General features: G+C 41.7%; 9 protein-coding genes. 8 read left to right on the forward strand and 1 reads right to left on the reverse strand.

Annotated features, from left to right (window positions below; translation table 11 throughout):
• Nucleotides 1–11: 11 nt before the first annotated feature.
• The gene (gene hisC / locus FD724_RS08815; RefSeq protein ID WP_179072339.1) at nt 12–1,073 is read right to left on the reverse strand and encodes a histidinol-phosphate transaminase; all 1,062 of its coding nucleotides are present in this window, start codon (nt 1,071–1,073) and stop codon (nt 12–14) included.
• A gap of 330 nt (nt 1,074–1,403) precedes the next feature.
• On the opposite strand from hisC, the gene FD724_RS08820 reads away from it, so the two are divergent.
• From FD724_RS08820 to FD724_RS08855, 8 genes are all read left to right on the forward strand, one after another.
• Nucleotides 1,404–1,982 (forward strand): rRNA large subunit pseudouridine synthase E, encoded by a 579-nt coding sequence (locus FD724_RS08820; protein WP_179072340.1) that lies wholly within the window; start codon nt 1,404–1,406, stop codon nt 1,980–1,982.
• Nucleotides 1,983–2,250: 268 nt separating this feature from the next.
• Nucleotides 2,251–3,408 (forward strand): FMNH2-dependent alkanesulfonate monooxygenase, encoded by a 1,158-nt coding sequence (gene ssuD / locus FD724_RS08825; RefSeq protein WP_179072341.1) that lies wholly within the window; start codon nt 2,251–2,253, stop codon nt 3,406–3,408.
• Between the two features lie 86 nt (nt 3,409–3,494).
• A complete protein-coding gene (gene ssuE, locus FD724_RS08830; protein ID WP_179072342.1) occupies nt 3,495–4,061 on the forward strand; it encodes an NADPH-dependent FMN reductase in 567 nt (188 codons plus the stop codon).
• Nucleotides 4,062–5,062: 1,001 nt separating this feature from the next.
• Nucleotides 5,063–6,376, forward strand: a complete 1,314-nt coding sequence (locus FD724_RS08835) for an FAD-binding oxidoreductase (RefSeq protein WP_179072343.1) — start codon at nt 5,063–5,065, stop codon at nt 6,374–6,376.
• Nucleotides 6,377–6,438: 62 nt separating this feature from the next.
• Nucleotides 6,439–7,794: a (Fe-S)-binding protein gene (locus FD724_RS08840; protein ID WP_179072344.1), complete on the forward strand. Its 1,356-nt coding sequence runs from the start codon at nt 6,439–6,441 to the stop codon at nt 7,792–7,794.
• A gap of 483 nt (nt 7,795–8,277) precedes the next feature.
• The gene (locus tag FD724_RS08845; RefSeq protein WP_179072345.1) at nt 8,278–9,582 is read left to right on the forward strand and encodes a P-loop NTPase fold protein; all 1,305 of its coding nucleotides are present in this window, start codon (nt 8,278–8,280) and stop codon (nt 9,580–9,582) included.
• 179 nt (nt 9,583–9,761) lie between these two features.
• A complete protein-coding gene (locus FD724_RS08850; protein ID WP_179072346.1) occupies nt 9,762–10,133 on the forward strand; it encodes a hypothetical protein in 372 nt (123 codons plus the stop codon).
• Between the two features lie 89 nt (nt 10,134–10,222).
• Complete coding sequence (locus FD724_RS08855) at nt 10,223–15,148, forward strand: tetratricopeptide repeat protein (RefSeq protein WP_179072347.1); 4,926 nt, start codon at nt 10,223–10,225, stop codon at nt 15,146–15,148.
• Nucleotides 15,149–15,151 lie beyond the last annotated feature (3 nt).

Raw genomic sequence — 15,151 nt, forward strand, 5'->3', positions numbered from 1 at the left:
TTTCCCCTGCCCTAATTCCCAGGCCCCAACAAATAAATCAACGCTTCTACTAGAATGTGATTTTGTTCATCTGTGCCAACAGTAATGCGTAATTTATCATCTAGCCCAGGCTGCTTGAAGTAACGGATTAAAATTCCCTGTTCTTTCAGTTTCTGATAGAGATATTCCGCGTTTCTTTGTGGAGGCTGTACCAGCAAAAAGTTAGTTTGGGAATCCCAGATATGAAAACCTAATTGTTTCAAGTCTATTGATAGCTGATTCCGTGATGCTTTAATCTTTGCCACACAAGCATTTTTATAAGCTTGATCGGTAATGGCAGCCGTGCCAATTGCACAAGCGATCGCATCAATGTTATAGCTATCCTTCACTTTAAACAATCCCTGCAACAGTTTAGGATTCGCCACTCCAAATCCCAATCGCAGTCCAGCCAACGAGTAGCCCTTAGAAAGGGTACGAATTATGATGACATTTTCGTATTCCTTTACCAAAGCCAACGCATTCTCTTCGGTAAAATCTATGTATGCTTCGTCAATCACCAAAACTCCAGATAACTGGCTGGCTAATTGGCGCAGTTCGTTAGTTGCTACCAGATGCCCCGATGGACTATTCGGCGACGCAATGAATGTGACAGAACCATTGACAGCAACCAGTTCTTCCAAAGGTAAACTGTAGTCCTCGCTGTAGGAAACTTCAATAATTTCCGCAGCCTGCATTTCTGCTAATGTACGATATAGCACATAAGTTGGCATCGGATAAACTACCTTCTTTCCAGGTTCTGCACAGGCTCGAATTACTACGCTCAACAATTCGTCACTGCCATTGCCTACAATAATCCAATCGCTAGGAACTCCTAAAACTTTACTTGCGGCTTCTCGAAATTCCCCGCCGAAAGGTTCTGGATATCGCCGCAACCACTCCCCCTCAATATTTTGCAGTACAGCTAGTGCCGCAGGGGAAGGAGGATAGGGGTTCTCGTTGCTGTTGAGTTTAATTATCTGTGTACCGCGTTGAGGCTGCTCACCGGGAACATAGCTAGCCATTGCATCAACATTGGAGCGAAAGTAATTAGTCATAGGGCATTGGTTGTGTATCTTAAGCAAATTTCAACCCACAATTTCTGACGATATCGTTTTTTGTCGTTTACATCAAAAAATACGGCTTTAAGGCTTACATACTATACAGAGTTATGCTGTGAATCAACGTAAATAAGTCATTTCAAGTGTTTATTAATCATTAATTGATGATAAATAGACCCACGTCGTAGGGGCAATTCATGAATTGTCCCTACGGGGAAAGTATTTGAACGCTTATTTCCCCTCAAAAATGTTTAGATATCGTTAGAAAATAGAACCAGAGGGCAAAGGAGCAAGAAAAGAATAACAATATCCAATGACAAATGACAAATGACAAATCATCACCGATATATTATTTTTTACAAACCCTATGGCGTTCTCAGCCAATTTACAAAAGATACTCCCACACATAGCACCCTGAAAGATTATATAGATGTACCTGATGTCTATCCTGTAGGACGCTTAGACTGGGATAGTGAAGGATTACTGCTGTTAACGAATGATGGAAAATTGCAACATCGCCTTGCCCATCCGCGTTTTGGTCATAAACGTACTTACTGGGTACAAGTAGAGCGAATTCCAGATGAAGATGCGATCAAAAGGTTGCAAACAGGCGTAAAAATTCAAGATTACCGCACTCAACCAGCACAAGTTAGGCTCTTATCAAAAGAGCCAGAGCTACCTGAACGCATCCCGCCAATTAGATTTCGCAAAAATGTACCGACAGCTTGGCTGGAAATGACTTTGACAGAGGGAAAAAACCGTCAAGTCCGGCGCATGACTGCGGCTGTTGGGTTTCCGACTTTGCGACTGGTCAGAGTCAGCATAGCCCACCTACGATTAGATGACTTACAATTGGGTCAATGGCGCGACCTCACCACATCTGAACTCCAATTTATTTCTGTTTAGAGACGACAGGAAGAGGGCTAAGGAGCAAGGGGAGATCAGGGAATGAGAGGGAAAAGGGGGCAAGGAAAATAACCATACTCAATTCCCGATTTCCAATCTTTGCGATCGCTATCTTATTGAACACAGCTTAATATACATTGGTTTGATAGGAATACCGGAGTTTCTAAAAAAACTTCTTGCGTGCTTAAGTAGAATATGTGATACTCTACATCTATAAAGAAAGCACGGTAGTTCTATCGTTTTACCGTAGTTTAAAAGGACAGGATTCATGCAGCTACTATGGTTCATCCCAACCCACGGCGACGGACGTTACCTTGCAACTGCTACAGGTGGAAGGGCAGTAAGCTTTCCCTATCTGCGGCAGATTGCCCAAGCGGTGGATGACCTTGGTTATACAGGGGCATTGCTGCCCACGGGACGTTCTTGCGAAGATGCTTGGATTGTAGCGTCAACACTGGTATCGCTGACACGGCAGATGCGTTTTTTGGTGGCGATTCGTCCCGGCTTGGTATCGCCTGGAGTAGCGGCGCGGATGGCGGCAACTTTTGATCGTCTCTCTGGAGGACGCTTGCTGATTAATGTCGTGACAGGAGGCGATCCCGTAGAGTTGGCGGGAGATGGCTTGCATTTGGATCACGATCAGCGCTATGAATTAACAGATGAATTTTTGACAGTATGGCGAGCGATCGCTAGTGGAGAACAAGCCAATCTTCAGGGCGATTATCTCAATATTCAAGATGGTAAGCTGCTGTTTCCACCTGTTCAGAAGCCATATCCACCGTTGTGGTTTGGCGGTTCCTCTCCTGTTGCTCAAAAAATTGCTGCCAAGCACGTAGATGTCTACCTGACTTGGGGCGAACCACCGGCGCAAGTAGCCGAGAAGATTTCATTAGTTCGCAGACTTGCAGAAATAGAAGGCCGGACTTTGCGGTTTGGGATTCGTTTACATGTGATTGTGCGCGAAACCGAGAGTGCAGCTTGGGATGCAGCCAATGATTTAATTAAATATGTCGATGACGAAGCGATCGCTAAAGCCCAAAAAGCTTATGCCCGGATGGATTCAGTTGGACAACAACGGATGACTCAATTACACCACGGTAATCGTGAGGCTTTAGAGATTAGTCCGAACCTCTGGGCAGGAGTTGGTTTGGTGCGGGGTGGTGCGGGAACAGCCTTAGTAGGCGATCCTCAAACCGTAGCGGCCAGAATGTTGGAATATGCAGATTTGGGTATTGAGTCCTTTATTCTCTCTGGTTATCCCCATCTAGAAGAAGCTTATCGAGTCGCAGAACTTCTATTTCCCCATTTGCCCTTAGAAAATCTGCCAGTAGTAGAGAAGCAACACGTCTTGAGTCCATTTGGTGAGATTGTGGCAAATGAAGATTTCCCTAAGCAGCATAAAGAGAAAGCCACATCCATATCCTAGTAAAGTTTAGGGTATTGGTTATTCCCAATTCCCAATTCCCAATTCCCCATTCTCTATTCCCATTTGATACATAGGAGTTTAATTGAATGACAAATATTTTAGCGATCGCAGGTAGTCCAACTCATCCATCTAGAACTTATGGTTTGGTCGAATACACCGCCAAAATTTTACAACAAGAAGGCTTGCATGTAGACATTATTTCAGTTCGGGATTTACCTGCTGAAGATTTAGTTTTTGGACGATACGATAGCCCTGCTTTAGAACAGCCAAAAGCTTTATTAGCAAAGGCAGATGGTGTAATTATTGCCACCCCAATCTACAAGGCTGCTTACACAGGAGTGCTGAAGACATTTCTAGATTTGCTCCCACAAAAATCATTGACAGGTAAACCCGTATTACCAATTGCCCTTGGTGGAACGATCGCTCATTTATTGGCAATTGAATATGCTCTGAAACCTGTATTATCTGAATTAGGAGCGCGGCATATCTTAGCTACTGTTTATGCAGTAGACAAACAAATTCAACGGCAAGCTGATAACAGTGTCATCTTAGATGAAGAAATTGACCAAAGGCTCAAAGATGTCCTCAAAGAATTTGTTAAAGCTGTAGCTTATGATGCCGCCGCGCCTCAAGAATTGGTTCATGCCAATTAAATAATCAAGTTTATACCTCCGTTTACTTGTAGCGGATGGGTAATTTCTCCCCATCTGCTACCTTTTTTAAAAGTTAATCAAATTAGCATAAAATTCCATTCAAATAAAAACCGGACTGTCTAACTACTTTGCTTTTAAGTTTAAAAAATAATTTTTACAACTAATTTATGATTTCTATAGATATCAAAATTGTCTCCTAACTCTACCCGTAGTAGATTAGTTAAATTAACTATCTACTACTTTTTCTTTTGAGATTTTAAAATTGTCATCAGGATATAAGAAAGTTTGCCGATAATATAAGTTGGATAAAGCTAATACTTTACCAACCAAAGCGCGATCGCTCTTAATACAAGAACATCATAACTTTATTTAACGTTAGTTCGATAAACCTCTCCCTGCCTTGAATTAAAGTTCAAGCCTATCCCTCTCCGAGTCGGAGAGGGACGGTTTTGCGTAATAAAACCAGGGAGAGGTCTTTTTATTAAGGTTAATTAAATGGACACTATCTAAACACAACCAGGGTAAAAACGATCGCCTTTTTGATGTACTTAAATATATTCATGGTTTCATTCCACCTGAAATTCTAGTTTTAGAATGGATTGTCTAATCTTTCGGTTCCGCTTTATTGAATCAACGAGAAAAAAGCAAACTTAACCATTAAGTAGAGTGCGAAGAACTTATGTATTTATATCAACTTAATGGTTAAGGAAAATTAAAGTAATTTTCTATAAATATACTCTTACTCTTTTAATGAAAATGCAAGGACAGTTAAGACTGTTTAGACAATTAAGTAAACATTTAATACAATTTAAATATTTTATTAGGTTGGTAATATCGGTAAATCATTCGTTACAAGCGTTGTTGATCGCAAATGAGTAGCGTTTGGTTCGTGTTGGCGCATCCCAACCTAGGCATCTACAGCCACCGTATATTAATGGCAATACGCTTTTTTGGTCAGGTTAACCAGTAAATTAGAGGTAGAGCGTAAAAAAATAAACTCAATGAAAGCGATATCTAACGACAAGCCGCAAGGCGTGTGCGCTACTGATTTTGCATCTATTATCGGCGAAGAAAATGCTGTTTGCCTTTGGGAAAATATCAAAATAGGCCAGCAAAAACGTATACAACAGGCTGTAACTTCTGGCAAACCTCCCACTTGTATCGTCTATCCTCGTACCCAACAGCAACTAGCCGCAGTCATCGCCAAAGCTCACAGTCACAACTGGCGTGTCCTACCCTGTGGTAGTGGCAGTAAACTTAGCTGGGGTGGTTTAGTTAAGGGCGTTGATGTCGTAGTTAGCACAGAACGCGTCAATCAACTGATTGAACACGCTGTTGGCGATTTGACTGTCACAGTAGAAGCTGGAATGAAGTTCTCGGATCTCCAGGCACTTTTGGCAAAATCGCGGCAATTTCTCGCCCTTGACCCCACAGCACCGGAGTCAGCAACCATTGGCGGTATTGTTGCCACAGGTGATACAGGTTCTCTGCGGCAACGTTATGGTAGTGTGCGCGACCAGTTACTAGGTGTTACCTTTGTCCGTGCTGATGGAGAAATCGCTAAAGCTGGGGGAAGAGTAGTTAAAAATGTTGCCGGATATGACTTGATGAAATTGCTTACTGGGTCTTATGGCACATTAGGTTTGATTAGTCAACTGACTTTCCGTGTGTATCCGCTATCAGAAGCATCGGGGACGGTGGTACTAACTGGTAGTGCTGAGGCTGTATCCCAAGCGGCTGATATTCTTCGAGGTTCGGCATTAACACCAGTTCAGGCTGATTTGCTATCAACTAAATTGGTGTCTAGCTTAGGTTTGGGTCAAGGATTGGGATTAATTGCCCGTTTTCAGAGTATTAGTGAGAGTGTTAAAGAACAGTCAAACCGAGTTTTGGAAGTAGGTCAAAAGTTAGGTTTAAATGGGGCAATTTTTGCCGATGCTGATGAGGCTAGTCTATGGCAGAGATTGCAAGAACGAATACATTTTTCTGCCAGAGAATCTGTAATTACCTGCAAAATAGGAGTGTTGCCTACTGCTGCTGTAGATATTTTGACTCAGGTGGAGTTGGGTTTAATTCATATAAGTAGTGGTTTAGGTTTGTTACAATTAGAGGATGAAAATCAAGTTTTGCAGGTGCGCGATTCCACCCAACTGAATAGAGGTTTTTTAACAATTCTGGAAGCACCAGTGGCGGTTAAAGAACAAATAGATGTTTGGGGTTATACGGGGAATGCTTTGCCGTTGATGCGCCGTATTAAGGAACAGTTTGATAGTAAGAATATTTTAAGTCCTGGTCGGTTTGTGGGTGGAATTTAAGTTTAAGAAAACGAACCGCAGAGGCACAGAGAAAGCTGAGGTAGAGAGGGGAAGGTAGAAATATGCAAGTTTCAGAAAATGCTGTTAACAATACGGCTAGTTTAAAGAATTTAAAGGGGTTTGATGAGAGTCATCCGCCTGACCCAAAGTTAATTGATAGTTGTGTACATTGTGGATTTTGTCTTTCGACTTGTCCAAGTTATCGAGTGCTTGGCAAGGAGATGGATTCACCTAGAGGACGCATCTATTTAATGGATGCAATTAATGAGGGTGAGATTGCTCTCAATACGGCAACTGTAGAACATTTTGATTCGTGTTTGGGATGTCTTGCTTGTGTGAGTACTTGTCCTTCTGGTGTGCAGTATGACAAATTGATTTCTGCAACTCGCCACCAAGTTGAACGAAATTATCCCCGCAGTTTGCCAGACCAATTTTTTCGTCAACTGATATTTTCTCTGTTTCCCTATCCCAATCTTTTACGAGTTTTATTAGTTCCGTTGTTAGTTTATCAAAAGCTGGGGTTTGCTAAATTCTTTCGCGCTACAGGTTTACTCAATAAAATATCGCCCCGTTTGGCAGCAATGGAATCAATTCTGCCAGAAATTACCCTCAAATCTTTTCAAGATAATCTGCCTAGTGTGATTCCTGCTAAAGGTGAGAAGCGCTATCGAGTCGGGGTAATTTTGGGTTGTGTGCAACGGCTGTTTTTCTCCCCCGTGAATGAAGCAACGGTGCGGGTTTTAACAGCGAATGGTTGTGAAGTTGTGATTCCCAAATCTCAAGGTTGTTGTGCAGCACTTCCCGAACACCAAGGACAAACAGAACAGGCGAAAGCTTTAGCAAGGCAGATGATTGATAGTTTCGCTAACACTGATGTCGATTTTGTAATTATCAATGCTGCTGGTTGTGGTCATACTTTAAAAGAATACGGTCATATTTTAGAAGATGACCTCGAATATCGGGAAAAGGCAAAGGATTTTGCAGCTAAAGTTAAAGATGCTCAAGAGTTTTTGGCAACTGTTGGTATAACAGCAAAATTATCGCCACTCACTGATAAACCCTTGAATTTAGTTTATCAAGATGCCTGTCATTTATTGCATGGTCAAAAGATTAGCGTCCAACCGCGTCAGGTATTACGACAAATTCCAGGGGTGAAGTTGAGAGAACCAGTAGATGCGGCTTTATGTTGTGGCAGTGCTGGGGTTTATAATATGCTGCAACCGGAAGTTGCTGAAGAATTGGGTCAGCAAAAAGTACAGAATTTGTTGAATACTGGTGCTGAGTTAATTGCTTCTGCTAATCCGGGGTGTACTTTGCAAATTACAAAGCATTTGCAGTTACAAGGTAAGAATATTTCAGTCATTCACCCGATGGAGTTGTTAGATTATTCGATTCGAGGTGAAAAGTTGAAATTATAGACATTTGCTTTTGTCATCTTTTGGTAAAGCCAGAAAATTACAGGTAGAGGCGAACAACTGTGCGCCTCTACTATTTGGATATTTTTTTAACGTGAGTTCGAATGGTAATATCACAATACAGCATTTCTTTCTTCTCTCAGTGCCCTCTGCGCCTCTGTGGTAGCCTGCGGCAAGCCGAAGCGTCTACGTTAAAAAAATTGACTTTGACAAAGAGTTTTAGCCTTAACTGAACCGTATTGGGTCATATCATGTCCACCCAAAAGACCTCTCCCTAGTTTTACTACGCAAAACCTGTCCCTCTCCGAGTCGGAGAGGGACAGACTTGAACGCAAGTTCAAGGCAGGGAGAGGTCTGTCGAACTCACGTTTTTTATGGAAGTCCTTAATCAGTCGCCTTGAAGAAGTTTTTTCCGAAATAGCCGCTTTATCGTCTGTATAATCACTGAAATGGCAAGAGTATCAGGCTAATTTCGGGTGATTTGTGATGAAACTAGATTTAGTCAGGTTTTTTCAAGCTTGCAACCCCAGTAAAACTCTGGTTGTGAGCAAACCGGAGGATAGACAATATTATATTGATTTCTCTAAAGTTCGTGGTGCCAAGATTATTGAAGAACTTGGGCGAACTATCACCCGCCTTGCACCAGAACAACCTACCTGTCAATTATTTACCGGACATATTGGCTGTGGCAAATCCACTGAGTTACTGCGACTAAAAGCAGAGTTAGAGCAGCAGGGATTTCATGTGGTTTATTTCGAGTCTAGCCAAAGCCTCGATATGGCTGATATTGATGTTACAGATATTTTACTAGCAGTAGCTCGTGAGGTGAGTCAAAGTTTAGAAGCAATAAAAATCAACCTTAAACCAGGATACTTTAAAAATCTATTTACCGAAATTTCTGAGTTTTTGCAAACGCCGCTAGACATTGGGGTGGAGGCTGAATTATCTGTAGGTATTGCCAAAATTACTGCCAAAACTAAAGATAGTCCCAAACTCCGCGGCCAGTTACGGCAATATTTAGAACCACGCACCAATGGCATTTTAGAATCAATTAACAAAGAATTGCTCAAGCCTGCTATAGAAAAACTCAAGCAGCAAGGTAAACAAGGACTGGTGGTAATTATAGATAATCTCGACAGAGTGGATAATTCTTTGAAGCCTTCGGGTTATTACCAGCCAGAATATCTCTTTGTAGAACGTGGTGAACAGTTAAACCAGCTAAATTGTCATGTTGTTTATACCATTCCCCTAGTGTTGATTTTTTCCAACGCTTTAGGAAGGTTAACAAATCGCTTTGGGGTAGACCCCAAGGTTTTGCCGATGGTTCCTGTGCAATTGCAAGATGGTTCGCAATTTTCACAAGGACTCACGCTACTGCAACAGATGGTTATGACGAGGGCTTTTCCTGGCGTTAGTTGGGAACAAAGTCAGAATTTAATTACCGAGGTTTTTGATAGTCCTGATACTTTAGAGCGACTTTGCCGAGTTAGCGGTGGTCATTTGCGTAATTTGCTGATGTTATTATTTCGCTGTCTTCAGCAAGAAGACCCACCTCTGTCGCGGGAATGTGTGGATAGGGTGATAAAACAACGCCGCAATGAGCTAACTTTGGCAATTACGCCCGATGAATGGGAATTACTACGTGAGGTGACACAAGAGAAAAGCTTGAGAGGTCATGAAAGATACGAACTTTTGCTCCGCAGTATGTTTGTATTTGAATACCGGAATGAGGATGGTTCTTGGTTTGATGTCAATCCGATTTTGGCTGAAGCCAAGGAATTTAGTTTATGAATCGGGGTATTAATGTGCGTAGCGCTACGCGACAATACACCCTACTGGCGTGGCAAGGCTAAAATGTTACAAAAAAATTGTAGGTTGGGTGGAGGCTTTGCGTAACACAACATATCTCAGAATGTTGGGTTGCGCTCCGCTTCACCCAACCTACGGCTAATGCACTTATCAGGTATTTTGTGAAATTGTATAACGTTAAGCATCTTAGTCGTGACGGGAGCGATATCAGTCGTGACGGGAGCGATATCAATCGTGACGGGAGCAATGTCAATCGTGACGGGAGCGATATCAGTCGTGACGGGAGCGATATCAATCGTGACGGGAGCAATGTCAATCGTGACGGGAGCAATGTCAATCGTGACGGGAGCAATGTCAATCGTGACGGGAGCAATGTCAATCGTGACGGGAGCAATGTCAATCGTGACGGGAGCAATGTCAATCGTGACGGGAGCAATGTCAATCGTGACGGGAGCGATATCAGTCGTGACGGGAGCGATATCAATCGTCACGGGAGCGATGTCAATTGTAACGGGAGCAGCTACAGCTTTTAAAATTAGCAGAAATTATTCTCTTGTCTACTGCCCTCTACTTAGATGATGTAATTATACAAACAGTTATTATAAGGTAAATTATTTATGTTATGAGTAATCAGCAAGAGCCAGAAAATCTAGCCTTTGACAATGAGCGTTCATTGCAAACTTTGGTGCGAGCAATTAACCTTTCTCAGGGAGAATTTTCACTGACTTTGCTGCGCTGTAACTATGCAGCTTTCCGTCAAGATATAGTACAACGTCTACACCAACTATCTCCTGTTAAAATCCGTGAAATCACCTTACCCGTGTCAGTGAAAACTCTTTACACGTCTATAGGTGAAAAATTGGGAGATGAACAGCCATCAGCGTTAATGGTTTTTGGTTTGGAATCGGTTAAAGATATTGATACAGTTCTAACTTCAGCTAACCAAGTACGGGAGGAGTTTAGAAAAAACTTCCCGTTCCCAGTCATGTTACTGGTTAATGACCAAGTTCTGCAAAAGCTGATCAGATTAGCGACAGATTTTGAGAATTGGGCGACAATAATTCATTTTGCGATCGCAACTGCTGATTTAGTTCAATTTATCAAACAAACTGCTGAATCAGTTTTTGCTCAAGTTTTAGATGCTGGCGCAGGAAAATTTCTCGATAATTCCGCAATCAACTTGGCAATCGGTTCGCCGCACCGCGTAGAACTTGAGTTAGCACAAGCTGAACTGCAAAAGCGGGGTGTGAAGTTAGACGCAGAACTAGAAGCCAGTTTAGAATTTGTTCTGGGTCGAGATGCGGTTTCGATGGAACAGTCACGCCAGCATTATGAACGCAGTCTTGCACTTTTGCAACAGAGTTCTAAACTAGAACAGCAAGGCTGTGTACTGTACAATTTAGGGTTATGGTGGCGTACCTACGCCGTGCAGCATTTAACAGAACAACAAAATGCTTGCTCGAACGCTAAAAATTATTATTACAAATGTCTTGAAATATTTGAGCAGGCGAATCGTCCTGACTTGGTAGCAAAATTTATCAACGCTTTGGGAGAAGTACTACAAAAGCTTCAGCAGTGGGATGAATTAGAGGCAGTTGCTCAAAAAGCTTTAACTCTATATCAAACTTATCCTGATTGGTTTAGAAAAGCAAGAGCTTATGGATTTATCGCTGAAGTAGCACTTTCTCAGTCTGCTTGGAATAAAGCTAAACAAGCTGCCGAAAAAGCGCTTTCTATTGTAGCTAGTAACCAATCCATCCAATCGAAAGCTAATTTAGAATTGGTGCTATATTATCATCAAGGTTGGTATTTATTTGCACTAGCCAGAGCGCTACAGCACCTTAATAAGGTGGAAGATGCTTTAACTACCCTAGAAGCTGCAAGAAGAGAAACTAAACCTCAATACGATCCAGAGCTTTACATTCGGATTTTGGAGAGGTTACAAAGTATTTATTATCAACAAGGTCAATATCTTGCAGCTTTTCAGATTAAGCAAGAGCTAATTAAAATTGAACATCAATATGGTTTTCGTGCTTTTATTGGGGCAGCTTATTTAATTCCTCGGCATGAGGTAATTAACCCGGCACTAGTGCAAGGAGAAAATCTCATAAAAGTTGCTCAAGAAATTGCTGTTTCTGGTCGGCAACAAGATGTCAATCGGTTGATGAAACGAATGAGCCGGACTGACCATAAATTGACTGTATTTCATGGTCAGTCAGGAGTAGGTAAAAGTTCAATTTTGAACGGGGGACTAGTACCAACATTGCAACTACAATCAATAGATGCACGTGATGTATTACCTATTGTCATGCGAGTTTATACAGATTGGATGGCGATATTGGCAAAATGTTTAGCAGATAATGGTACATCTAGTAATTCAATAGAGTTTATCTGTGAAAGTTTGCGGAAAAAATCCGAGCGGAAGTTAACAGTTTTAATTTTTGACCAGTTTGAAGAATTTTTCTTTGTTTATACAGATCAAAGTAAAAGACAGCCATTTTATAAGTTCTTGCAACTTTGTTTGGATATTCCTTTTGTTAAGGTCATTCTCTGTTTGAGAGAAGATTATTTGCATTATTTATTAGAATGCGATCGCCTGTTAAATTTTAGAGCAATTAATAACAATATTTTAGATAAGGATATTCGTTATTATTTAGGAAATTTCTCTTCAAAAGATGCCAAAGCTGTTGTACAAAGTCTGACTGAACAAACCCAATTTTACTTAGAGCCTGAGTTAATCGCTCAATTAGTAGAAGATTTATCAGACGAACTTGGCGAGGTACGCCCAATTGAGTTACAAATCGTCGGTTCGCAACTTCAAACAGATAAAATTACAACTTTAGAACAATATCTTCAGTCAGGAACAAAAGAAAAACTAGTTGAGCGATTTTTAGAAGAAGTTATTAAAGACTGTGGTTCTGAAAACGAACTCTGTGCCAGAGTAGTTTTATATTTACTAACAGACGAGAAAGGTACTCGTCCCTTCAAAACTTCTGACAATTTAGCGGAAGATTTAAAAACAGCAGATATTGTCTCAGAAAAAGAAAAACTAAATCTAGTTTTAGAGATTTTAGTTGGTTCGGGGCTGGTGTTAAATATTCCTGAAGACCCTGCTAACCTATATCAGTTGGTTCATGACTATCTAGTATCTTTTATCCGGCAGTCACAACAAGCAAGAAAATTAGAAGAACAGAAAAAGGAAAAGGAACAACGGCAACACGCTGAAGCAGAACTAAATCGTGTTCTTAAGCGACAACGCAATGACGCAAAACAACAACGAAATTTTGCGATCGCAGGAGTCACTATAATGTCAATTCTGGCAGTTATAGCTGTAGGATTGGGAGTGCGGGCAGAATCTGAAAGGCAAAAGACAGAACAAGCTGAGACAATTGCGATTAGTAAAGCTTCAGAAGCCCTTTTTGCCTCAAATCAAAGGTTTGAAGCACTTAAACAAGCCATTAAAGCAGGTAAAAAACTCCAAGCTACAGACTGGGGAAAAACCGATTCTGAAATTCGTACCCAAGTTATAGCGGCATTACAACAATCAGTTTACTGGATAGTAGAGCGCGATCGCTTGGAAGGACACAAGGCTCTAATCTGGGGTGTAACTTTCTCACATAATGGTAAGTTGATTGCCTCAACTAGTTATGACCATACTATAAAACTCTGGAATCTAGATGGTAGCGTGTACAAGACGCTCGAAGGACATAAAGATAAAGTCTTAGGTTTGAGTTTCTCACCTGACGATCAAACAATTGTCTCAGGCGATTTCCAGGGCATCATAAAATTTTGGAAGCGGGACGGCACTTTATTAAAAACCCTACCAGCATCTCAAGATAGAGTAAATAGTGGCGAAAATAAGGGAGTTTATAGTATCGATTTCTCACCAGATGGTAAGACAATTGCTACAGGAAGTCGAGACAGTACACTTAAACTCTGGAAGCCAGATGGCACTTTATTAAAAACGATTAAAGCGCATCAAGATGGAGTCAATAGTGTGGCTTTCTCCCCCGACGGTACTATGATTGCTACTGGTGGCCGGGACAAAACTGTGAAACTCTGGACATCCAATGGTAAGCTTTTGCACACTACAGAAGGCTATGACGACTTTGTTTGGGATGTTGCTTGGTCAAGCGATAGCCAGACAATTGCGGCGGCGGCTGGTGGTGCTGCTGCGACTGGTAACGACAACAGAGTAAAACTCTGGAATCGAGACGGCACTCCTTTAAAAAATTTTAAAGCACATAAAGATGGAATCAATAGTGTGGCTTTCTCACCCGACGGTAAGATGATTGCTACAGCTAGTGACGACAAGACTGTAAAGCTTTGGAAGCCTGACGGTACTTTACTCACAACTTTATCAGGACATAGCAATGGAGTTTATGCTGTCAGGTTTTCACCTGACTGTAAAATCCTAATTTCTGCCAGTGCTGACGGTACGATGAAACTTTGGCAAGTTGGTAATACCAGTTGCTTACACAACGCCCAAATTCCTACTTCTCCTAGCGCTGACAGCACAATGAAGATTCAGTATGGTAGTGGTGTGGTAAGTATTCTCAACGGTCATAGCGATCGCGTTAATCAGGTAGATTTCTCACCTGATGACAAAATAATTGCCTCAGCCAGCCGTGACAAGACAGTGAAACTTTGGAAGCGCGATGGTACTTTAGACAAAACTCTTGAGGGGCATAGCGATAACGTTAGTTTCTCACCTGATGGTCAGACAATTGCTACCGCTAGTGATGATAACACAGTGGAACTCTGGAACCGTGACGGTAAATTACTGAGAACCCTTTTTCCAAAAAGCGATAAGATATTAGACTTGAATTTCTCACCCAACGGTCAGTTTATCGCCTTGGGTAGTATGGACAACAAAGTAATAATATCGCGGCTTGATGGCATCAAACCTCAGATTCTCAACAAGCATCAGGACTGGGTAAGGGCTGTAGCTTGGTCGCCAAACGGTCAGATGCTTGCCTCAGCTAGTGATGACAACACGGTAAAACTTTGGAAGCAAAACAATAAGGGCGAGTTTCACATCTACAAGACTCTCGCAGGGAAAAACGGCCATAACAGTTGGGTTTTGAGCGTTAAGTTCTCACCTAGTGGCGATATGATTGCCACTAGTAGTAATGACAAGACGGTAATACTTTGGAAGCAGGACGACAAGGGCGAGTTTCGCTGGTACAAAAAATTGCAGGGGCATACCGATCAGGTGAATAGCGTGAATTTTTCACCTGACGGTAAGATGATTGCAACAGCTAGTGATGATAAAACTGTAAAACTTTGGACACGCGACGGTCATTTAGTGAGAACTCTAACTGGGCACAGCGATCATTTATTAAGCGCGAATTTCTCAGCCGATGGTAAAACTCTGGCTTTGGGCAGTGCTGATGGGGCTATAATTCTCTGGAATTTGGATGAGCTAAATCATCTCAAGAATCTAGATAGCTTACTGGAGCGTGGTTGTGATTGGCTGTATGACTATCTAAAGAATAACCCGAATGTCAGTAAGAGCGATCGCCATCTCTGCGACGATATCAAGTAAGAG

The organism is Nostoc sp. C057 (assembly GCF_013393925.1).
GTDB lineage: Bacteria > Cyanobacteriota > Cyanobacteriia > Cyanobacteriales > Nostocaceae > Nostoc > Nostoc muscorum_A.